The organism is Mycobacterium sp. 155 (assembly GCF_000373905.1).
In the GTDB taxonomy this organism is placed as follows: Bacteria; Actinomycetota; Actinomycetes; order Mycobacteriales; family Mycobacteriaceae; genus Mycobacterium.
In genome coordinates, this window is record NZ_KB892705.1 from 2,081,822 (window position 1) to 2,107,750 (window position 25,929).

Genomic DNA, 25,929 nt, shown 5'->3' on the forward strand with positions numbered 1-25,929 from the left:
GGCCCATCCGGACAACCCTTCGCCGGACAGGCCATGCAACTGGAGAAGGAACGGCAATCGACCCCCAGCTGCTGCGAGCGTAAGTGAGAGACTTGACCATGACTTTGACCGACGAGTCCACCCTGTTGCCCAACGGATTGACCGTGGAGGCGGCCCGCGCCGAGGCGGCGCGTACCTACGAACTCGACCGTGCGCACGTGTTCCACTCCTGGTCCGCGCAGGCCGAGATCACCCCAATGACGATCACCGCATCGCAGGGATCGTATGTCTGGGACGGCGACGGTAACCGATTGCTGGATTTCTCCTGCCAGCTGGTCAACACCAACATCGGTCATCAGCACCCCAAAGTCGTTGCCGCCATTGCCGAACAGGCCGCCAAGCTGTGCACCGTGGCCCCGCAGTACGCCAATGACGCGCGCTCGGAGGCAGCGCGGCTGATCGTCGAGCGCACACCGGGCGATCTGAACAAGATCTTCTTCACCAACGGCGGCGCCGACGCCATCGAGCACGCGGTGCGCATGGCCCGGTTGCACACCGGACGGCACAAGGTGCTCACTCGGTACCGCTCCTACCACGGTGGTACCGAGACCGCGATCAACATGACCGGCGACCCGCGCCGGTGGCCCAACGACCACGGCAACGCCGGCATCGTGCACTTCTTCGGACCGTTCCTCTACCGCTCGCGATTCCACGCCGCCACCGAGGCCGAGGAAGCCGAGCGCGCGCTGGAGCACCTCGAGGAGACCATCCGTATGGAGGGTCCGTCGACCATCGCCGCCATCGTCTTGGAATCCATCCCGGGTACCGCGGGCATCATGATCCCGCCGCCGGGATACATCGCCGGCGTCCGTGACATCTGCGACCGCTACGGCATCATGTATATCGCCGACGAGGTGATGGCAGGCTTCGGACGCAGCGGAAAGTGGTTCTCCATCAACCATTTCGACGTGGTACCAGACCTGCTCACCTTCGCCAAGGGCGTCAACTCCGGGTACGTACCGCTCGGCGGCGTCGCGATCAGCCCGGCGATCGCCGAGACCTTCGCCCACCGCGCCTACCCCGGCGGACTGACCTACTCGGGTCATCCGCTGGCCACCGCGGCCGCCATCGCCACCATCAATGCGATGGAGGAGGAAAGCATGGTCGACAACGCCGCAGCCATCGGCGCCGAGGTGATCGCGCCCGGCCTGGCCGAGCTGGCCGCCAAGCACCGCAGCATCGGTGAGGTCCGCGGTGCCGGTGTGTTCTGGGCCGTCGAGCTCGTCGCCGACCGGCAGACCCGTGAACCGCTGGCACCCTACGGCGGTTCCAGCCCGGCGATGAACGCGGTGATCGCGGCGTGCAAGACCAACGGCCTGCTGCCGTTCGCCAACTTCAACCGGATCCACGTCGTGCCGCCGTGCAATGTCACGGCCGACGAGACGCGCAAGGGCCTGGCGATCCTCGACAAGGCGTTCGACGTCGCCGACGAATACACCCGCTGACTTCCCGTCCGACACCCGGCCGCGCGTTGTCGCACTGGCCGTCCAGGGTGGCCATCGCCCTATCCTTGGGCTGTCAGGCCAGGACCGGGTGTCCGATTGTGACGCCTGTGGATGTGTTGAAGTGCCATATCCGAGCCGGCTTGGCACACTTATCCCCGTGCGTTCACATGCCCAGTGCTGGCTTACCGATATGGATGGCGTCCTCGTGCACGAAGACGCTGCGATTCCCGGCGCCGTCGAGTTTCTGCAGACGTTGGCCGACAAGGAACGACCGTTCCTGGTTCTGACCAACAACTCGGTCTTCACGCCGCGAGATCTGGCGGCCCGGCTGCTGCACTCGGGCTTGTCGATACCCGAGTCCGCCATCTGGACGTCCGCGTTGGCGACGGCAGCGTTCCTCGACGATCAATTGCCCGGTGGGTCCGCCTACGTCATCGGCGAGGCCGGGCTCACCACCGCGCTGCACGAGGTCGGCTACACCCTCACAGATACCGATCCCGACTTCGTGGTGCTGGGCGAAACCCGCACCTATTCGTTCGAGGCGATCACTAAGGCGATCCGGCTGGTCATCGGTGGCGCCCGGTTCATCGCCACCAACCCCGATGTCACCGGCCCGTCTGCGGAAGGCCCGCTGCCGGCGACGGGGTCGGTGGCAGCGATGATCACCAAGGCGACCGGCCGCGAGCCCTACTTCGTCGGCAAGCCCAATCCGATGATGTTCCGCAGCGCGCTCAACCGGATCGAGGCGCATTCGGAGAACACCGTGATGGTGGGGGACCGGATGGATACCGACGTGGTGGCCGGTATCGAGGCCGGGCTCGACACCATTCTGGTGTTGACCGGTTCCACCCAGGTGGACGATATCCAGCGTTATCCATTCCGGCCCAGTCGTGTGCTGCCGTCGATCGCCGAGGCGATCAGCCTTATCTGAACCGGTCCGCCGCGGCCGGGCCACATCGCGTTCAGGAGGTCGGGGTGGCTGAGCCCATCGACGAGTATTTCACCGCCACCGTTTCGGGCTGGCCCGATATCGAGGCCACCGAGACCGGTTGCGGGCTGACAGTGCCGAATGCGTTGGCGCTCTTCGATGCTCAGCTGGCCAGCCGGCACCTTGACCTGGCGGCCCGCTGGTTGCGGTCGCAGGGCAAGGGGTTTTACACCATCGGCTCGTCCGGGCATGAAGGCAACGCCGCCGTCGCCGCCGCACTACGGCCCACCGACCCGGCCCTGCTGCACTACCGGTCAGGCGGTTTCTATCTGGCCCGGGCCGCGCAGGTGGGCGGATCGGATCCGGTGCGCGATGTGCTGCTCGGCCTGGTTGCGGCGACTGAGGAGCCGATCTCGGGCGGACGGCACAAGGTGTTCGGCCGCTACGACTTGAACATCATTCCGCAGACCTCCACCATCGCCTCGCACCTGCCGCGCGCGGTCGGGGTGGCGTTCTCGATCGCCCGGGCCCGCAAGCTCGGCGTGGCCTGTCCGTGGCCGGAGGATGCGGTGACGGTGTGCAGTTTCGGTGACGCGTCGGCCAACCACTCGACCGCCGTCGGTGCGATCAACGCTGCGCTGCACGCGTCCTATCGAGGACTGCCGATGCCGCTGCTGTTCGTGTGCGAGGACAACGGAATTGGGATCAGCACACCGACGCCGCGCGGCTGGGTGGAACACACCTACGGGCACCGCGAAGGACTGCAATACTTCGCCGCCGACGGTTGCGACCTGGCCGACGCATACGGCACCGCGGCCGCCGCTGCCGACTGGGTGCGCAGCCAACGCCGGCCGGCCTTTCTGCACCTGAGCACCGTGCGGCTGATGGGGCATGCCGGCTCCGATTACGAGCCCGGGTATCGTCGGCCCGCTGCGATCAGCGCGGACTTCGACCGAGACCCGGTGCTGAGGACGGCCGAACTCCTTGTGGCGCAGGGGATCCTGACACCGGATCAGGTGCTGGAGCGGTACGAGACCACGCGCACCGAGGTGGTCGAACTGGCCGGGGAGCTCGCCGAATATCCTCAGCTCGATTCCGTGGACGCGGTGACCCGGCCGCTGGCCGATGTCATCGAGGCGGCGCGCGCGGTGTCGGTCACGCCGCCAGGAGGCGAGCCGAATCTGACTGTGGCCCTTGCTATCAACCGCGCGCTGCACGATGTGCTGGCAGCCCATCCCGAGGCCCTCGTGTTTGGCGAGGACGTCGCACGCAAAGGCGGGGTGTACGGAGTGACGCGCGGTCTGCAGGCCGCCGCGGGCCCGGCCCGAGTGTTCGACACCCTGTTGGACGAACAGACCATTCTTGGGCTGGCTCTCGGCGCGGGGATATCTGGCCTGCTGCCGATCCCGGAGATTCAGTACCTGGCTTATCTGCACAACGCGGCTGATCAGATCCGCGGTGAGGGTGCCACGCTGCAGTTCTTCTCCAATCGGCAGTACCGCAATCCGATGGTGGTGCGTATCGCGGGCTACGGCTATCAGAAGGGGTTCGGCGGGCACTTCCACAACGACAACTCAGTTGCCGCGATCCGCGATATCCCCGGTGTGGTGATCGCGTCGCCGGCGCGCCCCGACGACGCCGCGGCCATGCTGCACACGTGCGTTGGTATCGCGAAAACCAGTGGGGCGGTTTGCGTTTACCTTGAGCCCATCGCGCTGTATCACACTCGGGACCTGTACGCCGACGGCGACGGCGAATGGTTGTCCGACTATCCGGCGCAACCGGTCGGGCTCGGCCGGGCCCGCACCTACGGCGAGGGAACCGACCTGACGATGCTCACCTTCGGCAACGGGCTGAGAATGAGCCTGCGCGTCGCCCGGCGCCTGGCCGGCCTCGGCGTGAACGCCCGCGTGGTCGACCTGCGCTGGCTGGCCCCGCTGCCTATCGAGGACATGCTCGCCGAATCCGACGCGACAGGTCGCGTGCTCATCGTCGACGAGACCCGCCGGACCGGCGGCGTCGGGGAGGGCGTGCTGGCCGAGCTGCTGGCTCACGGTTATTCCGGGCAGGTGGCGCGAGTAACCAGCAGCGACAGCTTCATCCCGCTGGGCGACGCCGCGCTGCAGGTACTGCTCTCCGAGGACACCATCGAGGCCGCGGCGGTGACTCTCGCCGGACGCTAGCGGCCCGGCCTGTGGACGAAGTGCGGATTGGGGATAACCGGCCGCGGGTGAGTGAGTTTTGTCGGACCCGGGTCGCACGGTGTGGGCATGACTTCAATGACTCGGACCGAGATCGGCGCGCTGGGTGAGCAATTAGCCGTTGAGCATCTGACAACTGCCGGGCTGCGGGTCTTGGTTCGCAATTGGCGGTGTCGATACGGCGAACTCGATGTGATCGTTGAGGATCCGGTCAGGCGCGCCGTGGTGTTCGTCGAGGTGAAGACCCGCACCGGGGATGGTTTCGGCGGACTGGCCGAGGCGGTGACGGCACAGAAGGTCCGCCGTATCCGCCGCCTGGCCGCGTTGTGGCTTGCCGAACAGGACGTCCGATGGGCAGAGGTCCGTATTGACGTGATCGGTGTGCGCATCGGCCGGCACCGAGAACCGGAGATCGTGCATCTGCAGGGGGTGGGTTGAAATGGGTTTGGGTAGAGCTTATTCGGTGGCAGTGCGCGGTCTGGACGGCGTGATCGTGGAGATCGAGGCTGATATCACCTCCGGTCTACCCGGCGTGCATTTGGTCGGGCTACCCGATGCCGCTTTGCAGGAGTCGCGCGACCGAGTGCGCGCGGCCATCACCAATTGTGGCCACAGCTGGCCGATGTCACGACTTACCTTGGCGCTCTCGCCGGCCACGTTGCGCAAGGTCGGCTCGGCCTATGACTTAGCCTTGGCCAGCGCGGTGCTCTCGGCGCACACCAAGACCGCCTGGGCGCGGTTGGAGAAGACGGTGCTGCTGGGAGAGCTGGCACTCGACGGCAGGGTACGTCCGATTCACGGTGTCTTGCCCGCGGTGCTCGCAGCCAAGCAGGAGGGGTGGCCGACAGTGGTGGTGCCTGTCGACAACCTCGCAGAGGCCAGCCTGGTCGATGGAGTCGAGCTGTGGGGTGCGCACAGCCTGGGTCAGTTGACGGCATGGTTCGAGAACAAGGCTGAATTGGAGAGTCGGGTCACCGCGGGGAAACGAGTTGTTGAACCAGCCGCTGACCTGGCCGACATCGTCGGTCAAGCGCAAGCCCGCTATGCCGTCGAGGTCGCCGCGGCAGGCGCACACCATTTGATGCTCACCGGACCGCCAGGCATCGGTAAAACCATGTTGGCACAACGGCTTCCCGGTCTGCTGCCGGCGCTGTCGCACGGCGAATCACTTGAGGTGACCGCGGTTCATTCCGTCGCCGGGTTGCTGGCCGGTGACACCCCGCTGATCACGCAGCCGCCGTTCGTCGCGCCGCACCACACGTCGAGTGTCGCTGCCCTCGTCGGCGGTGGCAGTGGATTGGCGCGCCCCGGTGCCGTCAGCCGCGCCCACCGCGGTGTGCTGTTCCTCGACGAATTCGCCGAGATGGGCAGCAGCGCACTCGAAGCATTGCGAACACCGTTGGAGGACGGCGAGATCAGGCTGGCCCGGCGTGACGGGGTCGCTTGTTATCCGGCCCGCTTCCAGCTGGTCTTGGCCGCCAACCCATGTCCTTGCGCACCGCCCAACCCCGCCGACTGTATCTGCTCGGCACAGGCCCGGCTGCGATATCGGGGCAAGCTGTCCGGGCCTCTGGTGGACCGGGTGGATCTGCGGGTCGAGCTTCACCCCGTCAGCGCAGGTGCCTTCGTACCGGACGCAGGGGAGTCCAGCGCCACGGTGCGCCAACGGGTTGCGGCTGCGCGGCTCGCCGCGGAGGAACGGTGGCGGCCCCACGGTATCCGGACCAACGCCGAGGTAAGCGGGCCACTGCTGCGGCGGGAGTTCAGGTTGTCCAGGGCCACGATGGCGCCACTGCAGAACTCGCTGGACCGTGGCGTGATCAGCATGCGAGGCGCGGACCGGTGTTTGCGGGTGGCGTGGACGTTGGCCGATCTGGCCGGGCGCACTTCGCCCGCGGCCGCAGAGGTGTCCACCGCATTGAGTTTCCGCCAATCCGGAGGTGTGCGATGACCGAGGAAGAACGGCTGGCCTGGGCGTATCTGTCACGTGTGGCCGAACCGCCCTGTCCTGAGCTGGCCGCGTTGGTGATGAAGTGTGGCCCGGTCGAGGCGGCTGAGAAGGTGAAAATGGGAGATGTCGGTACGAACCTGGCGCGCAGGACCGAGGCGCGCCGCGAGCTGGATTGTGCCGCAGCCGATCTCGATATTCTGGATCGAATGGGTGGCCGGCTGGTCACACCCAATGACAGCGAATGGCCGCTGTTGTCGTTCGTGGCGTTCGGCGGAATGGACGACCGTCCGAACGGGCATCCGCCGTTGGTGTTGTGGGCGGCCGGACCGGTACGTCTCGACGACGCTGCCGCGCGGGCCGCGGCCGTCGTCGGTACCCGCGCCGCCACCGCCTACGGTGAGCACGTATCGGCAGAGCTGGCGGCAGGTCTGGTGGCACGGGACTTCGTGGTCGTCTCGGGCGGCGCCTACGGCATCGACGGAGCGGCGCATCGCGCCGCGCTGGCCTGTGAGGGGATCACCGTCGCGGTGGTGGCCGGCGGCATCGACAATCCTTATCCGGCCGGGCACAGCGCACTGTTCCGGCGGATTCGTGAGGACTGTCTGCTCATCAGCGAGTACCCGCCTGGTACTGCGCCGGGGCGGTTGCGCTTCCTCACCCGCAATCGCCTGGTGGCCGCGCTGTCGCAGGCGACCGTGGTCGTCGAGGCCGGTCTGCGCAGCGGCGCTGCCAATACCGCGTCGTGGGCCAAAGCTCTCGGGAGGCCGGTGTGTGCGGTACCGGGGCCGGTGACCTCGGCGACCTCCGCCGGCTGTCACGCGCTGCTGCAGGGTGACGTCCGACTGGTGACCCGCGCTGCCGATGTTGTCGAATTGGCCGGCCACATCGGCGAATTTGCCGCTGACGAGCCCCACCCGGTCGGGCCGCTTGACGCGCTCGGCCCGGATGAGAAACGGGTGTACGACGCGCTGCCCGCGCGTCGTGGTCACACTGTCGACGAAATCGCGGTGGCCGCCGGTATTCCGGCACACGAGGTACTGGGCCCGCTGACCATGCTTGAGATCGCCGGGTTGGCGTCCGCGGAGGCCGGTTGTTGGCGCAGGCGCAGACGGCGTTAGAACACTCCGGCGATGAGCGGTTGTATGTTCGGATCGTGAGGAGATGCCCTCTATGCCGCCTGTGTCAGCGCGCGAAGGGACCGCACGGCCACGGAGATGGCAGCCAGCGTCGGCCGCTGGTCGAGGCATATGTCGGCGATGGTCTTTTGGGTGCGAGCTGACAGGTGCGTGATATCGGCTCGCCATTGTTCGAAGATTGCTGCTGGTCCGTCGCCGCGGATCGTTGGCCGCGTTGCCGCAACCTTTCGTGTCAGTGCGCTCAGAACGGCGTAAAGATCCTCACGCTGAGCCGTGCGTGACAACCGGTCCCAGTGGCCGTGTCGGGGCAGCAGACTGACCCGTGTCAGGAGGTAGTCGACGCGAAACTGGTCGGAGACGTAGTGGTAGAGGTCAGCCACGTCGCCGGCGGCTACCTGCTGTTGATCGGCGATCTCGATGATGTCGAGTAGGACGTAGGAGTCGAGATATCCGGCTGCGATCCGTGCGAGCTCTGGGGTCGCTCCCATGGCTTCGAACGCGCTGACATTGCGCCGGAATCGATGTGCTTCTTCGCCGCACAGTCGGTCGGGCTCGCGGGGGAGCAGTTCGGTGATCTTGCTTTTGGTGTCGGTGATGATCGGGCCGAGTTGCAGACCGCTTGCGTGGCGGTTGAGGAACCACCGGGCGCCGCGATCGAGCAACCGCTGGCTCTCATGGCGTACCGAGGCCAGCAACAGGGTGGCGGCCTCACCGTTGTCGGCAGCTTTGAGCGTGGCGGTCAGGTCGCGGTGACCCAACACTTCGATGGCCGCCACATAGGCCTTCACTACGAGACTCACTGGTGCGCCGGTGTCCTCGGCTGCCCGGTATACGGCGGTGATTCCGGCACGGTTGACGACATCGTTGACGGTCGAGTTGATGACGATCTCGCGGTGTAGGGGATGAGCCGCGATGGCGGTGGGAAGCGCGGTTTGCAGCTGTGGTGGGAAGTATTCACGCAGGGTGGTACTGAACCACGGGTCGTCGGTGAAACTGGTGTGCGCGAGCGTGTCTTTGAGTGCGTTTTTGGAACTGGCCATAAGGATGGCCAATTCCGGGCCCGCGAGTCCCTGTCCGGCGGCTTCGCGGGCTGCCAGTTCTGATTCGTCCGGCATGACGCTGCCGGCCAGATCGAGGTGTCCTGATTCAACGAGTGCCCTGATCAGCCGCCGGTGCGCCGGCAGGTTCTCGACCGCTCGGTGCGCTTCCATGGCCAGCAGCACGTTTTGGTCGTAGTTGTGGCTGAGGACGGCATGCGCGACGTCGTCGGTCATGGAGTCCAGCAGGGCTGCTCGCTCGGTCTCTTGCCGAGCGAGCTCCTCGTGCCCGGAGGCCAACGCGATTTTGATGTTGACTTCATGGTCACTGGTGTCGACTCCGGCAGAGTTGTCGACGGCGTCGGTGTTGAGGCGCACGCCGGCTCGGGCTGCCTGCACGCGTGCGGCCTGGGTGAGGCCGAGGTTGCCGCCTTCGCCGATCGCCTTGACGCGCAGCGTATTCGCGTCGATCCGGACAGCGTCGTTGGTGCGGTCACCGGCCTGGGCGTGCGTTTCGCTGGATGCCTTGACATAGGTGCCGATGCCACCGTTCCACAACAGGTCGACGGGGCTGGCGAGGATGGCACGGATCAGCTCGTTCGGCGTCATCGTCCGGATGTGCGCATCCAGGCCCAGGACCGCAGCGACGGATTCGCTGATGGTCACCGATTTGGCAGTCCTGCTCACGACCATGCCGCCGGCGCTGATCAGTGTGGGATCGTAGTCGTCCCACGAGGATCGGGGCAGGGCAGCCAGGCGACGCCGCTCGGCCAGCGACACCGCCGGATCGGGGTCTGGATCCAAAAAGATGTGGCGGTGATCGAATGCCGCCACCAGCCGGGTGTGCTCGGACAGCAGCAGGCCGTTACCGAAGACGTCGCCGCTCATGTCGCCGATTCCGGCAACCGTGAAATCATCGGTGTGGGTGTTGATCCCGGCTTCCCGCAGATGTCGCTCAACCGATACCCAGGCGCCACGCGCGGTGATACCCATGGCTTTGTGGTCGTAACCTTGTGATCCGCCTGAGGCGAACGCGTCGCCCAGCCAGAAGCCATAGCTGTGTGCGATGGCGTTGGCCTCGTCGGAAAAGGTGGCAGTGCCCTTGTCCGCAGCCACAACCAGGTAGGGATCGTCGTCGTCGTGCCGGACCACGCCGGGCGGGGCAACAATGCCGTCGGCGCCTCGATTGTCGGTGATGTCGAGCAGGCCGGCGATGAATTCCCGGTAGGCGCTGAGGCCTTCGTGAAGCCAAGCTTCCCTTTTGGTCGGATCGACCGCCCGTTTCGGTAGATACGCGCCTTTGGCCCCGGTCGGAACGATTACCGAATTCTTGGCGACCTGGGCCTTGGTGAGGGCGAGGGCTTCGGTGCGGAAATCTTCGCGCCGGTCGCTCCAGCGGATGCCGCCGCGAGCGACTTTCCCGAACCTCATGTGCACACCCTCGATGATCGGGCTGTACACCCAGATCTCGGCGGTGGGCGCGGGCTGCGGGGCGAAGGGCAGGAGAGCCGGTTCGACCTTGAAGCTCAGTCGTTGCCGGGGTGTGCCGTTCTCGTCTTGATAAGCGCTGGTGCGAACCGTCGTTTCGATGATGCTCAGCATCGACCGAAGAATCCGCTCTTCGTCGAGGCTCGCCACCGTATCGAGCTGCTCGACGAATTGTTCGGCCAACTGCGCCTGGGCGGTCTCTCGTTGAGCGCATGCCGCGCCGTCATGACGATGCGGGTCGAACCGCTCTTCGAAGATCTGCACCGCCAGTGAGGCAAGCCGCGGGTGGGCGGCGACGACCTCACATATGTAGGGCAGCGAGAATGCCGTCTGGGTCTGACGGAGATACGCGGCAATAGCGCGCAACCACACCACTTTTCGCCAGGACAGGCCGGCGGTGAGAACGAGACTGTTGAGCCGGTCGGACTCGGTCTGTCCGGTCCACACGGCATGCACCGCCTCCACGAAGCACACTTGCCGGTCGGATCTCTCGGCGAGCAGAGCGTCCCACGTCCACGGCGCCGGCAGTCGCACGCCGAGATCGATCTCACGCGTCGCATCGGGGCCGGTGTCGACGACATTGATCCGTTCGTCGACGACCTCGAGCCCGAATGCGGTGAAGGGTGGCAGCAGTATCGACAGGGAACGGTCTTCGCGGCTGAAGATCTTGATGCGTGCATCGCGGTCGCCGCATCCCGGCTCGCGATAGAACTCGACACCGACCAGCGTTTCGGGAGCCTGTGTGGGGGCGGTCATGATGGGCTGCTACTCCTAGAATCTGACAAGGGACGGAACGTCTGCGAGGGCGCAGTTGGGTACCTGATCTGCCACGCGGAGCAGGAAATTGAGCTTTTCGATTCGCTCACCCGAGCGGGGTGCCCCGTTCTTCTGAAAGGGGACACCCAGTCCCACCGAGAGGTCCATCACGACATCGTCGATGACGCCGCCGGAACGGCCCGACGGGATCGCGTACAGGTCGTGATCACGGGCATAGCGGTAGCAATCCAACGCCTCGGAGATCGTGCCCACCTGATTGGGTTTGAGGATGAAGCCGTCGACGGCACGCAGTTCCACGGCCCTTTCGAGCCGGTCCCGGTTGGTCACGATGAGGTCATCGCCGAGGATGACGGAGCGCTTGATCGCGGTGACGGCCTTGGGATATCCGTCCCAGTCGTCTTCGTCGAGGAGATCTTCGACAAAGACGAGAGGAAAGTCCTCGGACAGCTCGCGGGTGAATTCGATCAGCTCTTCAGAACCGACCCGGTGTCCGTTGAGCTCATAGGTGTGGCGCTTCTTGTCATACATTTCGCTCGAGGCGCAGTCCAGTGCGAAGGCCATGACATCGGAGCAACCGGCACGTCCGACCGCCTCGGTGAGGATCTCGAGCACAACCCGCGGGTCGGCCGATGGTGCGGCATAGCCATAGGAGGAGGCCACCTGGGGCTTGTGGCCGAGACGCTCGGTGAGGACATCTTCGAGCACAGTGAACACCCGGATGCTCTTCTCGATGGCGTCCTGGATGGACGTGGCTCGGTAGGGCATGACGATGAATTCGTTGAAGGGCTGGACGAGGTCGCCGTAGCGGCCGCCGTTGATCATGTTGAAGCTCGGCACAGGGACCGTCGATACGGGATCCAGGCCGAGCATGTCGGCGACGAAGTTGTATGTGGATGTGCCCGCGGCCGCGGATGCGGCCCGCAGCAGCGCGATCGACGTTGAATAGATGGCGTTGCCACCAAGGCGGTGCTTGTCGGGTGTGCCGTCGAGATCGATCATGCGCTGATCCAGGGTGCGCAGATCGAGTGTGGCGCCGACGATCGCAGGCGCGATGCATTCGGTGACGGCGCTGACGGCGCGATGCACACTCAGACCGTTGAATTCGGCGGGATCGTTGTCACGAAGTACACAGGCTTCATGGGCGCCAACGGAACTGCCGGTCGGCGCCGCACCCCGGCCGGTATGGCCAGTGTCCGTGGTGACTTCGACCTCGACCAGTGGACGTGCTTTGCAATCGAGGAGTTGGCGTGCGGTGACAGAGGTGATTTTCATCGAGGTCTCTCCGAGTCTTTGAGTCACGCCGAGGGCGCGGGAATGTAGAGAATGTTCAAGTCGCACAGGTTGGTGCCGGTGTTGCCGGTGACAACGGCGTCGCCGATGGCGGCCAGTGCTTCGTGTGTCGCGTGGCCGCGAAGCGCGGCGTGGAGGTTGATTCCGGCGTCGGCGGCACGACCGAGGGTGGTCGAGTCGCACAGCCCACCTGCGGCCGCGGTGGTGCCGTCGGTGCCTTCGGAGTCGATGGAGATCATCGCCGCGCCTTGTGTTTTGGCGGCGGTGATGGCGAAGCTGGCGGTCAGTTCATGGCCCGGACCGCCGTGGCCGGTGATGGTGGCGTTGTCGAGGATCTCCGTGGTGGTTTCGCCGGCGGCGATCAGAACACACGGCGGCGCGATCGGATTGCCGCGGGCCTGCACTTCCCTGGCGATCGAGCCGAATAATGTCCCGGCATCACGGCTTTCGCCTTCCAGAAAGGATGTGACGATCATCGCGGGCAAGCCCATCTGTTCGGCTGCTTCTTTGGCGTAGGTGCACGAATCGGGCAGGGTGTTGAGTAGGAAATAGGTGTTGTGCGGGAACGACTTCGGGGTTTCTCCGTCGTCGCCGACCGTGGACAGGTAGTCGACGACCGAGCGGGGTAATCGGTCAGCGAGGTTGTAGTTCTCGATGACTTTGCGAGCATCTGCCAAGGTCGTCCGGTCGGGGCCGATGGGTGTCGACGCGTATTGAGCGAACGGCTGACCGATGTCGCCGGTAGGGGGATTGCCCACCGCGTCGGAGATTCCCAACCCGATCAGTTCCGCGCCTGAGGCGGCGATGCGTTTGGCCAGCATTCCGCCGTTGGTCTGGGAGATGTGGCGTCGGATCGCGTTGATCTCATAGATTCCGGCGCCGCTCTTGAGCAGGACGTCGGTGGCGTCCATCTCGTCCTGGAGAGTGATGCCGTCGATCGGACAGCTCATCAGCGCTGAGGACCCACCTGACACGACTGCGATGAAGAGATCGTCGGGGCCGGCCGAGTCGGCGAGCTCCAAGATTTCCACGGATGCGCGATAACCTGCTTCATTGGGTACCGGGTGGCCACCGACGTGTACGTCGGTCCGGTTGAAGCGATCTGACTCCTCGGGGACTTTGACGATTGCGATGCCCCGAGTCAGCCGGTCGCCCAGAATTTCGTCGATGGCCATGGCCATGTGGTTGCATGCCTTGCCGGCGCCGACCAGGTAGACATTGCGCTTGGTGGACAGATCCCAGGTACGCGTACCGATCGTCAGGATGTCGCCGTCGAGACGGGTGATGCCCTTGATCCGGTGGTAGGCGTCGAGCCGCGCCAACACTCGATCAGCGATGGTGAGAACGATGCTGCGGGATTCCTTGTCGCCCACGCTCAGCAGGCTGTCGCGATTCCTGAATTTGCTCATGACTGGACTCCCTCGGCAGTCCCGAGCATGGCGGTGAGGCGAGCGGTTTCGGCTTGTGCCAAGTCTTCTTGCTTGCGCAGTCGGTCGTTGTGCACCGACTTGGCCAGCACGCCGGCGGCGATAACCATGAGCGCCGCGATGACGTAGAAGCCGGCGTATTGGTTGCCGGTCCAATCGCTCATCAGGCCAATGAGATACGGGCTGACGAAGCCGGCGAGATTACCGCACGAGTTGATCATCGCGATACCGACCACTGCCGTGGCACCGGTCAGGAAGTAGGTCTGCAGCGACCAGAACGGACCGAAGAGTGCATAGACAGTGGCGATGATCACGGCCAGAAAGACGACGGCGACAAGAGAGTCCGCGACGAAGCCGATGGTGACAAGGGCGAGCGCACACAGCAGTGTGGGGATGATCGTGTGCCAGCGACGTTCGCGGCGGCGATCCGAACTACGACCCCACAGCACCATGGCAACTGCCCCGAGTACATAGGTGGCCGCGGTCAGCAGGCCCACGCTGGTGGCGGTGAAGTGCTTGCCGATGCGCTCGATGATCAGCGGAGTCCAGAACCCCAATCCGTATTCGCCCATCTCGATGGCGAAATAGACCACGATGAGAGCCCAGATCTTCGGATTGAGCAGGGTGTCACGCGACAGGTAGCGGTCGCTCTTGGCGGGCTTGAGCGAGGCTTCGGCGTCCAGCGACGTCTGCAGCCATTTCTTCTCGGAAGCATTGAGCCAGTGCACATCCCGCGCATGGTCGGGCAGGATGAAGAAGCAGACGATTCCACCGATGATGGACGGGATGCCTTCGAGGATGAAGATCCAGCGCCAGCTCGGCATGTCGAGCCAGTACACGTGGTCGATGATCCAGCCCGAGATGGGAGCGCCGATCATGTACGAGATCGGAATGGCCAGCATGAAAACCGATACCGCTTTGGCGGCGTCGCGGCCCAAATACCAGCGCGAGAGGTACAAGATCACGCCGGGGAAGAAACCGGCTTCGGCGGCACCGAGAAGGAATCGGGCGATGTAGAGCTGTTCGACATTGTGGACGAAGCCCGTCAGCACGATGACGATGCCCCACGTGACCAGGATGCGAGCGATCCATTTGCGGGCACCGAACCGGTCGAGCAGGATGTTCGACGGCACCTCAAAGATGAAGTAGGCCACGAAGAATATGCCGGCGACGAGGCCGAACGCGGCATCGGAGATCTTGAGGTCGGTATTCATCGTCAACGCGGCGTAGCCGAGGTTGGACCGGCCGATATAGGCCAGGATGTAGAAGACGATCAGGATGGGTAGCAGGCGGCGAGTCACCTTCCGATGGGTGCTGTCACCGACGGGCCCGCGCCAGCTCTCCTCAGAACCGGGCGCGCGCACGCGTGAGTTGCTCATGACGAATTTCCTTGTCGGGTTGGATGGGATGCTTGATTGCGGTCGGGCGACGGAGGACGCCGTCAGTCCACGTACGGTGTGTCCCAGAGCTGCAGCGAAGTGCCCAGACCCTTGGACTGCGCGGTGCGGTAGACGTCGTGGCCCCATCCGAGGTCGAAGACCGACATGCCGCAGGCGATGAAGGCGATTCGTTCGTCGTCGCTCGTGCGCTGAGGCGCATCGCCTCGAATCACCGAGCCCAGATCCGTGAAGTCCTGCAGTGCAGGAAGTTTCCCGTCGTCTATCAAGCGGTAAATCGGTCCGCCGATCACCCCGTTGTACGCGGCGAGCTTGTCTGGGGAGGCCACGGCTTCCTCGACGTAGGCCTCATGCAAGGGCACGTGGTCGAGAATGATGCGGGTGTTGGTCCAGAAGGATTCATCGGCGCTCATCGGGCCAGACACGAGGATCGTCGCGCCCTCGGCGAACCAGGAGTCTTGCACCTCAAGTGGTTTGACCCGCGAAGCGGCCACGGTGACGACATCAGCGCCCTGCAGCACTGTTCTCAGATCCGTCTCGACGACCGCTTCCACGCCGAGCTCACGATGAGCCCACGCGGCGAGTCGTTGGGCGGCGGCCGCGACGATGTCGAAGCACACCACCTTCTGCAAGTTGGGCAGCTGAGTGGCGATGGCTCGCAGGCACGCTTGGTTGATGGGGCCGCACCCCAGTACGGCGACGGTTCGGGATGTCTTGCGGGCCAGTTGCCGGGTGGCCACGGCCGGCACTGCGCCGGTCCGCGCGGAGCTGATCAAGTTGGCCGACATCAGGCACAGGGGCTCGCCGGTGTCCTTGTCGTTGAGCATGAGCGTCAGCACCGAGCGGGGCAGGCCCTTGGCGGGGTTGGAATGGTTGGAGCCGTACCACTTGTTGCCGCAGACATCGAACCGGCCGCCCAGATAGCCGGGCATCGCAACGAAACGCCGGTCTGGGCCGGCGACCGGCATATTGGGGAACGGGCTGGACTCCGGGAAGACGATGCCCATCCCGTGGCTGTTGTGGTTGGGCCCGCCCATGAGGTAATCCCCGGCTGACAACAGCTCAAAGACCTCTTGGCAGACATCCACGCAGCGGGCGGCATCCAATGCGCCGGCGTCGATACAGTCCGGCTCGGACAGGAACAAAAAATCGGTGCGTTTACCCATGGGCTCTCCTCGGCTGAAGCGGCCGCATCGCCCGTGCGGGGCGTCTGGCCAGCGATTTCACATCCCGAGGACTCCCTGGACCTCGATTGCAATCAATGGTGTGACCGAGACCACCCATCGGTCTAGCAATAGATTTGCTGTTATATTCATCGGAAAATCCGAATGATTTGAGGAGCGGCGATGCTCAACCTTCATCGCATGCGATTGCTCGTCGAACTTCACCGTCGGGGCACCATCGCTGAGGTCGCCCGCGCGTTGTCCTATAGCCCGTCGAGCGTGAGCCAGCAGTTGGGGCAGTTGGAGTCCGAAGCCGGTGTGCAGCTGCTCGAACCGGTGGGTCGAAACGTGCAGCTGACCTCGGCCGCGGAAATCCTCGTGCGGCACGCGATCGACATCCTCGAACGGGTCGATCGAGCCGAAGCAGCCTTGGCTGCAACACGATCCGACATCGTCGGAGACATCAGAGTGGCGACATTCCAGACGGCCGCCATCGCGCTCATCCCAGAGGTTCTCGACATCGTGGCGCAACGCCACCCCGCATTGACGCTCTACCTCAGCGAGATTGAGCCCGACTTCGGAACGGCTGCCTTGCTCGCCCGGGAATTCGATCTCGTCCTCGGTGAGCAATACCCTGGCCACGAACGACCACCTGCGGCGGGAATCGAGCGGCGGCCGCTGTTCCACGACCCGCTGCGGCTCTATATCTCAGCTGACTTGTGCCCGAACGCCAGTAGACATCTTGCCGACTTCGCCGATGTCCCGTGGGTGCTGGAACCCAAAGACAAACCGGCCCGCGTGTGGGCGGAAACAACCTGCCGCGCAGCCGGATTCGAACCACTCGTTCGATTCGAGTCGGCCGATCTGCTCGTCCATTCCCAGCTTGCAGAAACCGGTCACGCCGCGGCGCTGCTCCCAGACCTCGTCTGGGATGCGCGCCCTGCTACGGCGCAGTTCGTCACGCTCCCTGGAAATCCCAAGCGCCAGGTCTACACCGCGGTGCGTGCCGGCGCCGAGAACCAACCCGTCCTCGTTGAGCTCCGTCGTGTGCTCGAGACCGTGGTCCAGCGGCGGCGTGACACCACGACCTGACGCCGCGAACCGCACAACACTCGTAGACCCCAACGGCGCTGACCGGCTCCGTATAGTCGGTGAGGTCGGCTAACCATTGGCCGCGACTGATTTTTGGAGGCAGTATGGCGGGACGTCCGGTCCACACGTTTGCGGTGGTACGTCGCGAGCAGGTGACGCCGCACATGGTCAGGGTGGTGCTCGGTGACGCCGGTTCGGGCACCGGGTTCGACACCTTCTCGCCGAACGAATTCACCGATGCCTACGTCAAAATCGTCGTCGTCCCTGACAGTGTGGATGTCGCCGCCTTGCCTCGGCCGCTGACCCTCGACAGTTTCGCCGATCTGCCCGTAAAACTGCGGCCAGTTGTCCGGACCTACACCGTTCGGCACGTCGATCCCCGGCGTCGCGAGATCGCCATCGACTTTGTCGTGCACGGAGATCAGGGCGTCGCCGCCCCATGGGCGGCCGCGGTCGTCCCGGGCCAACCCGCCTACCTGATGGGCCCGGCTGGTGCCTACACACCGGATCCGGACGCGGATTGGCACCTGCTGGCCGGCGACGAAGCCGCGCTCCCGGCGATCAGTGTGGCCTTGGAATCCCTCCCCGACAACGCGGTCGGTAAGGCTTTCATCGAGGTCGCGGGCCCCGATGACGAGGTGGCTCTGCCCGCACCTGCTGGCGTCGAGGTGAGCTGGATCCACCGCGGCGGACGGGCCGATCTGGTCGGTGATGACCGGGCTGGTGACAATGCGCCGTTGGTCGCCGCTGTCAAGGCCGCCCAGTGGCTGCCAGGCCAAGTCCAGGTGTTCATCCACGGTGAGGCCCAGACGGTCATGCACAACCTACGGCCCTACATCCGCAAGGAACGTGGCGTCGCCGCCAAATGGGCCGCGTCGATCTCGGGTTACTGGCGCCGCGGCCGCACCGAGGAAACGTTCCGGCAGTGGAAGGCCGAGCTGGCCAAAGCCGAGTCCGTCACCGCTGGCTGACGAAGAACTGGCAGGGTAGCCGTCATGGCATTCGGCGACTACCAACTCGAGATCTACCTCCAGGGCCTTGCTGGTGTTTTGCCGGGGCTGCCGATGGACTGTGCGGGACTGGAAGCCAAGGCGCAGGCCGCCATGCCGCCATCGGTGTGGTCCTATGTCGCCGGTGGGGCCGGTGACGAACGCACCCAACGGGTCAACCGCACAGCGTTCGATCGGTGGGGCCTGATGCCGCGCATGTTCAATGCGCACAAGGACCGCGACCTGAGCATCGAACTGTTCGGCCTCAGGCTGCCGTCACCGGTGTTCATGGCCCCGATCGGGGTGCTCGGCATCAGCAGTCAGGACGGCCACGGCGACCTCGCCGCGGCCCGCGCAGCCGCGAAAACCGGTGTGCCGTTGATGCTTTCGACCCTGTCCGAGGACCCGATGGAAGATGTCGCCGCTGAATTCGGCGACACCCCGGGCTTTTTCCAGCTCTACACTCCAACTGACAAGGAGTTGGCGGCCAGTCTGGTGCAGCGCGCCGAGGCCGCAGGGTTCAAGGCCATCGTCGTCACGCTCGACACGTGGGTGCCGGGATGGCGCCCGCGCGACCTGGCTACATCGAACTTTCCGCAACTGCGTGGGAAGTGCCTGGCCAACTACACCAGTGACCCCGTGTTCCGCGCGGGGCTGGCCCAGCCGCCCGAACAGAACCCGCAGGCCACAGTGTTGCGCTGGGTGAGTGTGTTCGGGAATCCACTGACCTGGGACGACCTGCCGTGGTTGAGGTCGTTGACCACACTGCCGCTCATCGTCAAGGGCATCTGCCACCCGGACGACGCCCGGCGGGCCAAGGACGGGGGAGTCGACGCCGTCTACTGTTCCAACCATGGTGGACGCCAGGCCAACGGTGGTCTCCCCGCGATCGACTGTTTGCCAGGGGTGGTCGAGGCCGCCGACGGGCTGCCGGTGTTGTTCGACTCGGGTATCCGCAACGGCGCCGACATCGTCAAGGCGCTTGCCCTCGGTGCCACCGCGGTCGGTGTCGGCCGGCCTTACGTGTACGGGCTGGCGCTCGGTGGCGCGGACGGCGTCGTGCACGTTTTGCGTTCGCTGCTCGCCGAAGCCGATCTGATCATGGGCGTCGACGGGTATCCCACACTGGCCGATCTCACGCCCGACGCGCTGCGCCGAGTTTGACTAACACCGACCTCTCATCGCCGCGGGAGGCGGAGGCGACGAATGCTGGATCCAAATTATTCATTCATGTTGAATTTCCCCTCATGACTGTAGGAACAGTCCGCGAGTGGGCCGCTCATCTGGGGCCCGAGCGGCGTCGGCCGCAAGTGCTCGATGCTGCGCTGACGGTCGTCATGGAGCAGGGAGTGGCTGCCGTCACGATCAGGCCGTCGCCAAGCAGCTCAAAGTGACTCGCCCGGTGGTGTACTCGTGCTTTCCCGACCGGGTCGAGCTGATCCGCGCGTTGCTCGAACGCGAGCTGGGGTTGCTGCTCAGCGACGCGATTGAGGCGCTGCCGAACAGCAAGGCCGACCCCGACCCTGCCGTGGCCGAACACTTTCGTAACGCCGTCCTCGTGTCGTCACCACCGTGCGAGGGCTCGCAGGCCGCTACGAGATGAAGCCGTGATGATGCCAGGCGGCGCGTCGGGTGCGTGACTGTCGGGCGTCTGCCACGGTGGGACCGTGGACACCGGCGGGCACGAGCGCAGCGACCCGGAGCTCGGGACTGCACTCGATGAGTTCGACGAGTACCTCGCGCTGCAGCGAGGCCGGTCCGAACACACCCGGCGGGCCTACCTTGGCGATCTGCGGTCGCTGTTCGACTACACGGGCGGCGGGCTGGAGACCCTGACCCTGCCGACCCTGCGGTCCTGGCTGGCCGCTCAGGCCGGCGCGGGGGCGGCGCGCACCACGCTGGCCCGCCGCACGTCGTCGGTCAAAACGTTCACCTCCTGGGCCTGCCGGCGCGGACTCATGGCCAGTGATCCGGCCGCGCGGCTGCAGACCCCTAGATCGCGTCGCACCCTACCGGCGGTACTGCGCCAGGATCAGGCCCTCGATGCCATGGCTGCGCTGAATTCAGGTGCACAGCAAGGAGATCCGTTAGCACTGCGGGATCGGTTGATCGTCGAGATGCTCTACGCCACCGGTATCCGGGTCAGCGAGTTGTGCGGGCTGGACATCGATGACATCGACCACCCGCGGCGGGTCGTGCGGGTTCTGGGCAAGGGCAACAAGCAGCGCACCGTACCGTTCGGTGAACCTGCCCAGCGGGCGTTGACCGCATGGCTCTCCGACGGGCGGCCCGCACTGGCCACAGCTGACTCTGGTCCGGCGCTGCTACTCGGGGCTCGCGGTGGACGACTCGACCCGCGTCAGGCCCGCACCGTGGTGCACCAGACCATGGCAGCGGTCGATGGCGCGCCCGACATCGGTCCGCACGGCCTGCGGCACAGCGCGGCCACTCACCTGCTGGAGGGCGGCGCCGATCTGCGTGTCGTCCAGGAGCTGCTCGGCCACTCCACGCTGGCGACCACGCAGCTCTACACCCATGTCACCGTGGCACGGTTGCGCGCGGTGCACGATCAAGCGCATCCGCGGGCCTGACGCGCCGAGAGGAAGGTGCGCGGGCCGACCCGCACGAAGCGGTCACGCCCGGTCGGTAGGCCGCTCCGATCGAGGCGGTGAGTGTGCGCAAACTGCTGACAATCGTCGGCGCGCCGGGCAGCAGACACGCACGCTCGCGTCAGGGGGCGAGCGGTTTGAGTCGAATTGGGGATTCCGCAAGCAGCCCCAGCGGATCGACGTAATCGGCTCGCGCTGCCGGACCCCACATCGCACCCCAATGCAGGCATGCGGCAACCGGACACCCGGGATGGCCCGCGGCCAGCTCGCCGAGCAGCTGCCCGGAGGTCACGAGTTGTCCCACCCGCACCGCGGCCTGCACCGGCTCGTAACTGGTGTGCAGCCCACCCGGATGCGCGATGGACACCACGGGACGCCCGGCGAGCATTCCGGCGAAGATCACTGTGCCCGCGCCGGCGGCGTAGATGGATTGCCCAACCGTCCCGGCCAGATCGACGCCCCGGTGGCCGCGGTTCCAGTTCGGCGCCGGCGCGTCGAATCCACGAGTGACCGTCGGCCGCGGCGTCACGGGCCACTGCAGCCGCCCGTCGTCGGCTCGTGCGGTAACCGGCCAGGTCAGCGCCGCGACCGTCAGGACGACAGCCAGCGTCTTCATCCGATCAGTTCAGCGCGATGGCGCTCCGGGGGAAAGTCTGAAGTCGCGGGGCTGTGGATAACCTCGAGACGGGGCACGGCGTGACGGTGGACGCAGTCCGCGCGTGGACAAAGCACGCCGCATCGGCGTGTAAACTTCTACCCGCAGCTCGCCGAGCGGGCTGACTTCGCGTGTTCGCGCCACGATCACCCAGTGGGGATCGTAACCGGATGTCGGCGGTCCTGACCTGGGATTCCAGGGCGGGTCCGGCAACCAGCGGACACCAGGGCCCGGCATCACCGATACCGGGCGACAACCGACAATAAAAGGACATCGGCTCACTATGGCTGTTGTAACCATGAAGCAGCTGCTCGACAGCGGCACCCACTTCGGGCATCAGACGCGGCGCTGGAACCCCAAGATGAAGCGGTTCATCTTCACCGACCGCAACGGCATCTACATCATCGACCTGCAGCAGACGCTGACCTACATCGACAAGGCGTACGAGTTCGTCAAGGAAACCGTCGCCCACGGTGGCAGCGTGCTGTTCGTCGGCACCAAGAAGCAGGCGCAGGAATCCATCGCCGATGAGGCCACCCGCGTCGGCATGCCGTACGTGAACCAGCGCTGGCTGGGCGGCATGCTCACCAACTTCTCCACCGTGCACAAGCGCCTGCAGCGCCTCAAGGAGCTCGAGGCCATGGAGCAGACCGGTGGCTTCGAGGGTCGTACCAAGAAGGAAATCCTCATGCTCACGCGTGAGAAGAACAAGCTTGAGCGCAGCCTCGGCGGTATCCGCGACATGCAGAAGGTGCCGTCGGCGATCTGGGTCGTCGACACCAACAAGGAGCACCTGGCGGTCAACGAGGCCATCAAGCTGGGCATCCCGGTCATCGCGATCCTCGACACCAACTGCGACCCCGACCAGGTCAACTACCCGATCCCGGGCAACGACGACGCGATCCGCTCAGCAGCGCTGCTGACCAAGGTGATCGCCTCCGCGGTTGCCGAGGGTCTGCAGGCCCGCGCCGGCCAGGGTGGGGCCAAGCAGGACGCCGAAGGTGCCGAGCCGCTCGCCGAGTGGGAGCAGGAGTTGCTCGCCGGGGCGGCCGCGACACCTGCCGAGGGCGGTGCCGAAGGTGCTCCCGCATCTGAATCATCCACTGACGCTTCCTGATTTTTTTCAGTCCAAGGAGGACTGCTCACATGGCTAATTACACCGCTGCCGACGTCAAGCGGCTTCGGGAGCTGACCGGCGCCGGCATGCTCGACTCCAAGAACGCGCTGGTCGAGTCCGAGGGCGATTTCGACAAGGCCGTCGAGCTGCTGCGCATCAAGGGTGCCAAGGATGTCGGCAAGCGCGCCGAGCGCGCGACGGCCGAGGGCCTCGTCGCCGCCAAGGACGGCGCCCTGATCGAGCTCAACTCCGAGACCGACTTCGTCGCCAAGAACGCCGAGTTCCAGGCGTTGGCCGATCTGGTCGTCGCGGCTGCCGCCGCCTCGAAGGCCGCCGATGTCGAGGCGCTCAAGGCCGCACCGGCCGGCGACACGACCGTCGAACAGGCCATCGCGGACCTGTCGGCCAAGATCGGCGAGAAGCTCGAGCTGCGCCGGGTCGCCTACTTCGACGGCGCCGTCGAGCCCTACCTGCACAAGCGTGCGGCCGACCTGCCGCCCGCCGTCGGTGTGCTGGTGGAGTTCGAATCCGGTGACAACGGAAAAGGCACAGAGGCCGCCCATGCGGCTGCGCTGCAGATCGCTGCGCTGAAGGCCCGCTACCTCACCCGTGAGGACGTGCCGGAGGACCTGGTGGCCAACGAGCGCCGCATCGCCGAGGAGACCGCTCGCAACGAGGGCAAGCCCGAGCAGGCGCTGCCCAAGATCGTCGAGGGCCGCGTCACGGGCTTCTACAAGGACGTCGTGCTGCTGGATCAGCCGTCGGTGTCCGACAGCAAGAAGACCGTCAAGGCTCTGCTCGACGAGGCCGGTGTGACCGTGACCCGGTTCGCCCGCTTCGAGGTAGGCCAGGCCTAGCTGACAATCACGCTCATGGGCTGGCGGTACCACTTGGTACCGCCAGCCCATGAGTCGTATTAGCACCTTTGGCGACGACGCCCTCGGCGAACATGACGCCGTCGGACTCGTCGACGAGTTGCGGGCCGGTCGGCATGATGTTGCATCCAGGATGCGAAGCCTCGCAAACACACCCGAAAAGCCGTGAGATAGCGGCCATTACGAGCCACCGAGGTCCGCCAGGCAGGCTCGCCGACGAGTTCGTCGCGCTAATCGACGGCGCGTGCGAGTAGGTGTTTGAGCTCGTGGAGTTCCTCGGCACTGAGATTGGCCAGCGCTGCCACGTCCGCGGCGTGGACCACGTCCTCGGCTTGTTTGAGCAAGGCCGCACCGTCGGGTGACAGTTCGGCAGGTAGGGCACGTCCGGAGGGCACGCTGGCGGGTCTCCGCACCACGCCCCGGTCTTGCAGGCCGCGCAGCACGTTGTTCATCGCCTGCGGCGAGACGTTGATATGGCGGGCCAGCTCGGCGTTGGACTGCCCGGGGGCCGTCGACAGCACCCGCAAACAGACGAATTCGGGCAAGGTCAATCCCAGCGGTTGGAGCCGTGCGGCCACGATCGGCTGCAGCACTGCAGTGACGCGGTAGATCAGGAAACCGAGCGGCTGGTCGGCCAGGATGTCACCCATGTCAACCATCTTGACACATATCAACGTGGTTGATATACCGGACCTATGATCACACCTCAGGAAGCACAGCAAGTATTCGAGTCCGCCTACCGCGGCGACGCTCCCGAGTTCACCGGCGCCCGGCCACCGTGGAGTATCGGTGAGCCGCAACCGGAAATCGCGGCACTGATCGCCGAGGGCAAATTCCACGGAGATGTTCTCGACGCCGGCTGCGGAGAGGCGGCAACCGCGCTCTACCTCGCCGAACAGGGCTTCACCACCGTCGGACTGGACCAGTCGCCGACCGCCATCGACCTGGCTCGGTCCGAGGCCGCCAAGCGGGGACTGGCCAACGCCAGCTTCGACGTCGCCGACATCAGCTCGTTCACGGGCTATGACGGCCGGTTCGGCACCATCGTCGACAGCACGCTGTTCCATTCGATGCCCGTCGAGCTGCGCGAGGGCTACCAACAGTCGATCGTGCGCGCCGCCGCACCCTGAGCGTCGTACTTCGTGCTCGTATTCGACAAGGCGTCCATGGGCGACACCGGCCCGGCCCACCCCGTCACCGAGGACGAGCTGCGCGAGGTGGTCGGCAAGTACTGGGTGATCGACGGCGTCCGCCCGGCCCGCATCCACGCCAACGTGCCGGCGGCGTTCGCCAGCTTCGCCGATTTCGCCGGCACCGACATCCGCGACGAAGGCGGTGACCGCAAGTCTGTGGCCGCCTGGCTCTTGCAGGCGCACCTGGCCCAACCGGTCGGCCGGCGACACGCGGGCCCGGGCGTTCCCTGTCGCTTCGCTGGTCTGGGGACAACCCGGGCTTCGCTCGCTGCCCGCGATAGGGCAGGATGGGGTTGCCGTCCTGGGGTATCCCCGGATGGCTCTCTGATGCGAGGAGTGCCGAGGAAACCGATGGCGGATCCGAATATCGCCGGCCAGGCCGCAGCACCAATTCGCCCCCTCTATACGCGGGTTCTGCTCAAGCTCGGTGGTGAGATGTTCGGTGGCGGCCAGGTGGGCCTTGACCCCGATGTCGTGCACCAGGTGGCCCGTCAGATTGCTGAAGTGGTCCGGGCCGGCGCCCAGGTCGCGGTCGTCATCGGTGGGGGTAACTTCTTCCGCGGCGCCCAGCTGCAGCAGCGCGGTATGGAGCGCACCCGGTCGGACTACATGGGCATGCTCGGCACTGTGATGAACAGCCTTGCCCTGCAGGACTTCCTGGAGAAGGAAGGCATCGACACCCGCGTGCAGACGGCCATCACGATGGGTCAGGTCGCGGAGCAATACATCCCGCTGCGTGCCGTGCGGCACCTGGAGAAGGGCCGTGTGGTCATCTTCGGTGCCGGCATGGGTCTGCCGTACTTCTCCACCGACACCACCGCCGCCCAGCGCGCGCTGGAGATCGGCGCTGAAGTGGTGCTGATGGCCAAGGCGGTCGACGGTGTCTACACCGACGATCCGCGCACCAACCCGGACGCCGAGCTCATCACCGCCATCAGCCATCGTGAGATCATCGACCGCGGTCTCAAGGTCGCCGATGCGACGGCGTTCAGCCTCTGCATGGACAACGGAATGCCGATTCTCGTGTTCAACCTCCTCACCGACGGCAATATTGCTCGAGCGGTCGCGGGTGAGAAGATCGGAACACTGGTCACCACCTGAGGGTGCGACAGGGACGGGA

The 25,929-nt window shown here is 65.5% G+C and carries 22 protein-coding genes and 1 pseudogene; 15 read left to right on the top strand and 8 right to left on the bottom strand.

Annotated elements, in window-relative coordinates:
• Nucleotides 1-98: 98 nt before the first annotated feature.
• The 6 genes from B133_RS0109825 (at nucleotide 99) to dprA (ending at nucleotide 7,682) form a co-directional block, all read left to right on the top strand.
• The gene (locus B133_RS0109825) at nucleotides 99-1,484 is read left to right on the top strand and encodes an aspartate aminotransferase family protein (RefSeq protein ID WP_026256217.1); all 1,386 of its coding nucleotides are present in this window, start codon (nucleotides 99-101) and stop codon (nucleotides 1,482-1,484) included.
• Nucleotides 1,485-1,641: 157 nt separating this feature from the next.
• Complete coding sequence (locus tag B133_RS0109830; RefSeq protein WP_026256218.1) at nucleotides 1,642-2,415, top strand: HAD-IIA family hydrolase; 774 nt, start codon at nucleotides 1,642-1,644, stop codon at nucleotides 2,413-2,415.
• Between the two features lie 44 nt (nucleotides 2,416-2,459).
• Nucleotides 2,460-4,595 carry a thiamine pyrophosphate-dependent enzyme gene (locus tag B133_RS0109835; RefSeq protein ID WP_018600770.1) on the top strand — a complete coding sequence of 712 codons (2,136 nt, stop codon included), beginning with the start codon at nucleotides 2,460-2,462 and terminating at the stop codon, nucleotides 4,593-4,595.
• An 87-nt stretch (nucleotides 4,596-4,682) separates the two neighbouring features.
• Nucleotides 4,683-5,051 (top strand): YraN family protein, encoded by a 369-nt coding sequence (locus B133_RS0109840; protein ID WP_026256219.1) that lies wholly within the window; start codon nucleotides 4,683-4,685, stop codon nucleotides 5,049-5,051.
• 1 nt (nucleotide 5,052) lies between these two features.
• A complete protein-coding gene (locus tag B133_RS0109845) occupies nucleotides 5,053-6,564 on the top strand; it encodes a YifB family Mg chelatase-like AAA ATPase (RefSeq protein WP_026256220.1) in 1,512 nt (503 codons plus the stop codon).
• Nucleotides 6,561-7,682, top strand: coding sequence for a DNA-processing protein DprA (dprA, locus tag B133_RS0109850; protein ID WP_018600773.1), 1,122 nt, complete (start codon nucleotides 6,561-6,563; stop codon nucleotides 7,680-7,682). The genes B133_RS0109845 and dprA overlap by 4 nt, the downstream gene beginning before the upstream one ends.
• Nucleotides 7,683-7,732: 50 nt before the next feature.
• On the opposite strand, the gene B133_RS22610 is transcribed toward dprA, so the two are convergent.
• The 5 genes from B133_RS22610 to B133_RS0109875 all read right to left on the bottom strand — a co-directional run bounded on the left by B133_RS22610 (nucleotide 7,733) and on the right by B133_RS0109875 (nucleotide 16,282).
• A complete protein-coding gene (locus B133_RS22610; protein ID WP_018600774.1) occupies nucleotides 7,733-10,981 on the bottom strand; it encodes an NAD-glutamate dehydrogenase domain-containing protein in 3,249 nt (1,082 codons plus the stop codon).
• Nucleotides 10,982-10,996: 15 nt separating this feature from the next.
• Nucleotides 10,997-12,274 (bottom strand): enolase C-terminal domain-like protein, encoded by a 1,278-nt coding sequence (locus B133_RS0109860; protein ID WP_018600775.1) that lies wholly within the window; start codon nucleotides 12,272-12,274, stop codon nucleotides 10,997-10,999.
• Nucleotides 12,275-12,297: 23 nt separating this feature from the next.
• Complete coding sequence (locus tag B133_RS0109865) at nucleotides 12,298-13,701, bottom strand: glycerate kinase (protein ID WP_018600776.1); 1,404 nt, start codon at nucleotides 13,699-13,701, stop codon at nucleotides 12,298-12,300.
• Nucleotides 13,698-15,098 carry an MFS transporter gene (locus tag B133_RS0109870; protein WP_018600777.1) on the bottom strand — a complete coding sequence of 467 codons (1,401 nt, stop codon included), beginning with the start codon at nucleotides 15,096-15,098 and terminating at the stop codon, nucleotides 13,698-13,700. The genes B133_RS0109865 and B133_RS0109870 overlap by 4 nt, the downstream gene beginning before the upstream one ends.
• Before the next feature lie 62 nt (nucleotides 15,099-15,160).
• Nucleotides 15,161-16,282 carry a tyramine oxidase subunit B gene (locus B133_RS0109875; RefSeq protein ID WP_018600778.1) on the bottom strand — a complete coding sequence of 374 codons (1,122 nt, stop codon included), beginning with the start codon at nucleotides 16,280-16,282 and terminating at the stop codon, nucleotides 15,161-15,163.
• Nucleotides 16,283-16,462: 180 nt separating this feature from the next.
• On the opposite strand from B133_RS0109875, the gene B133_RS0109880 reads away from it, so the two are divergent.
• The 5 genes from B133_RS0109880 (at nucleotide 16,463) to B133_RS0109900 (ending at nucleotide 20,951) form a co-directional block, all read left to right on the top strand.
• The gene (locus B133_RS0109880; RefSeq protein WP_018600779.1) at nucleotides 16,463-17,371 is read left to right on the top strand and encodes a LysR family transcriptional regulator; all 909 of its coding nucleotides are present in this window, start codon (nucleotides 16,463-16,465) and stop codon (nucleotides 17,369-17,371) included.
• Between the two features lie 104 nt (nucleotides 17,372-17,475).
• Nucleotides 17,476-18,342: a siderophore-interacting protein gene (locus B133_RS0109885; protein WP_018600780.1), complete on the top strand. Its 867-nt coding sequence runs from the start codon at nucleotides 17,476-17,478 to the stop codon at nucleotides 18,340-18,342.
• Nucleotides 18,343-18,366: 24 nt separating this feature from the next.
• Nucleotides 18,367-19,524, top strand: a complete 1,158-nt coding sequence (locus tag B133_RS0109890; RefSeq protein WP_018600781.1) for a lactate 2-monooxygenase — start codon at nucleotides 18,367-18,369, stop codon at nucleotides 19,522-19,524.
• A 226-nt stretch (nucleotides 19,525-19,750) separates the two neighbouring features.
• The gene (locus B133_RS25315; RefSeq protein ID WP_198290990.1) at nucleotides 19,751-19,963 is read left to right on the top strand and encodes a hypothetical protein; all 213 of its coding nucleotides are present in this window, start codon (nucleotides 19,751-19,753) and stop codon (nucleotides 19,961-19,963) included.
• A 64-nt stretch (nucleotides 19,964-20,027) separates the two neighbouring features.
• Complete coding sequence (locus tag B133_RS0109900; RefSeq protein ID WP_018600783.1) at nucleotides 20,028-20,951, top strand: tyrosine recombinase XerC; 924 nt, start codon at nucleotides 20,028-20,030, stop codon at nucleotides 20,949-20,951.
• A gap of 139 nt (nucleotides 20,952-21,090) precedes the next feature.
• On the opposite strand, the gene B133_RS0109905 is transcribed toward B133_RS0109900, so the two are convergent.
• Nucleotides 21,091-21,585, bottom strand: coding sequence for a M23 family metallopeptidase (locus B133_RS0109905; RefSeq protein WP_018600784.1), 495 nt, complete (start codon nucleotides 21,583-21,585; stop codon nucleotides 21,091-21,093).
• Nucleotides 21,586-21,907: 322 nt separating this feature from the next.
• Between B133_RS0109905 and rpsB the strand changes: the two genes are divergently transcribed.
• Entirely contained in the window at nucleotides 21,908-22,741 is an 834-nt protein-coding gene (rpsB, locus tag B133_RS0109910; RefSeq protein WP_018600785.1) for a 30S ribosomal protein S2, read from the top strand.
• A gap of 29 nt (nucleotides 22,742-22,770) precedes the next feature.
• Nucleotides 22,771-23,598, top strand: coding sequence for a translation elongation factor Ts (tsf, locus tag B133_RS0109915; protein ID WP_018600786.1), 828 nt, complete (start codon nucleotides 22,771-22,773; stop codon nucleotides 23,596-23,598).
• A 13-nt stretch (nucleotides 23,599-23,611) separates the two neighbouring features.
• Here the strand turns inward: tsf and B133_RS25175 are convergent, their stop codons facing one another.
• Both B133_RS25175 and B133_RS0109920 read right to left on the bottom strand, forming a co-directional pair.
• Complete coding sequence (locus B133_RS25175; RefSeq protein ID WP_255349252.1) at nucleotides 23,612-23,734, bottom strand: hypothetical protein; 123 nt, start codon at nucleotides 23,732-23,734, stop codon at nucleotides 23,612-23,614.
• A 112-nt stretch (nucleotides 23,735-23,846) separates the two neighbouring features.
• Complete coding sequence (locus B133_RS0109920) at nucleotides 23,847-24,275, bottom strand: MarR family transcriptional regulator (protein WP_018600787.1); 429 nt, start codon at nucleotides 24,273-24,275, stop codon at nucleotides 23,847-23,849.
• 36 nt (nucleotides 24,276-24,311) lie between these two features.
• Between B133_RS0109920 and B133_RS22620 the strand changes: the two are divergent.
• Both B133_RS22620 and pyrH read left to right on the top strand, forming a co-directional pair.
• Nucleotides 24,312-24,890, top strand: a pseudogene (locus B133_RS22620) (class I SAM-dependent methyltransferase); the annotation flags it as partial.
• Nucleotides 24,891-25,160: 270 nt separating this feature from the next.
• Nucleotides 25,161-25,910 (top strand): UMP kinase, encoded by a 750-nt coding sequence (pyrH, locus tag B133_RS0109930; RefSeq protein WP_026256725.1) that lies wholly within the window; start codon nucleotides 25,161-25,163, stop codon nucleotides 25,908-25,910.
• Nucleotides 25,911-25,929 lie beyond the last annotated feature (19 nt).

What these genes read in the sequence shown, in the direction of transcription:
- B133_RS0109865 (WP_018600776.1), bottom strand. Translation starts at nt 13,701, where the DNA reads ATGAGCAAATTCAGGAATCGCGACAGCCTGCTGAGCGTGGGCGACAAG.
- B133_RS25175 (WP_255349252.1), bottom strand. Translation starts at nt 23,734, where the DNA reads ATGCCGACCGGCCCGCAACTCGTCGACGAGTCCGACGGCGTCATGTTC.
- B133_RS0109860 (WP_018600775.1), bottom strand. Translation starts at nt 12,274, where the DNA reads ATGAAAATCACCTCTGTCACCGCACGCCAACTCCTCGATTGCAAAGCA.
- B133_RS0109875 (WP_018600778.1), bottom strand. Translation starts at nt 16,282, where the DNA reads ATGGGTAAACGCACCGATTTTTTGTTCCTGTCCGAGCCGGACTGTATC.
- B133_RS0109890 (WP_018600781.1), top strand. Translation starts at nt 18,367, where the DNA reads ATGGCATTCGGCGACTACCAACTCGAGATCTACCTCCAGGGCCTTGCT.
- rpsB (WP_018600785.1), top strand. Translation starts at nt 21,908, where the DNA reads ATGGCTGTTGTAACCATGAAGCAGCTGCTCGACAGCGGCACCCACTTC.
- B133_RS0109845 (WP_026256220.1), top strand. Translation starts at nt 5,053, where the DNA reads ATGGGTTTGGGTAGAGCTTATTCGGTGGCAGTGCGCGGTCTGGACGGC.
- tsf (WP_018600786.1), top strand. Translation starts at nt 22,771, where the DNA reads ATGGCTAATTACACCGCTGCCGACGTCAAGCGGCTTCGGGAGCTGACC.
- B133_RS0109905 (WP_018600784.1), bottom strand. Translation starts at nt 21,585, where the DNA reads ATGAAGACGCTGGCTGTCGTCCTGACGGTCGCGGCGCTGACCTGGCCG.
- dprA (WP_018600773.1), top strand. Translation starts at nt 6,561, where the DNA reads ATGACCGAGGAAGAACGGCTGGCCTGGGCGTATCTGTCACGTGTGGCC.
- pyrH (WP_026256725.1), top strand. Translation starts at nt 25,161, where the DNA reads ATGGCGGATCCGAATATCGCCGGCCAGGCCGCAGCACCAATTCGCCCC.
- B133_RS0109840 (WP_026256219.1), top strand. Translation starts at nt 4,683, where the DNA reads ATGACTTCAATGACTCGGACCGAGATCGGCGCGCTGGGTGAGCAATTA.
- B133_RS0109870 (WP_018600777.1), bottom strand. Translation starts at nt 15,098, where the DNA reads ATGAGCAACTCACGCGTGCGCGCGCCCGGTTCTGAGGAGAGCTGGCGC.
- B133_RS0109880 (WP_018600779.1), top strand. Translation starts at nt 16,463, where the DNA reads ATGCTCAACCTTCATCGCATGCGATTGCTCGTCGAACTTCACCGTCGG.
- B133_RS0109920 (WP_018600787.1), bottom strand. Translation starts at nt 24,275, where the DNA reads ATGGTTGACATGGGTGACATCCTGGCCGACCAGCCGCTCGGTTTCCTG.
- B133_RS0109825 (WP_026256217.1), top strand. Translation starts at nt 99, where the DNA reads ATGACTTTGACCGACGAGTCCACCCTGTTGCCCAACGGATTGACCGTG.
- B133_RS22610 (WP_018600774.1), bottom strand. Translation starts at nt 10,981, where the DNA reads ATGACCGCCCCCACACAGGCTCCCGAAACGCTGGTCGGTGTCGAGTTC.
- B133_RS0109885 (WP_018600780.1), top strand. Translation starts at nt 17,476, where the DNA reads ATGGCGGGACGTCCGGTCCACACGTTTGCGGTGGTACGTCGCGAGCAG.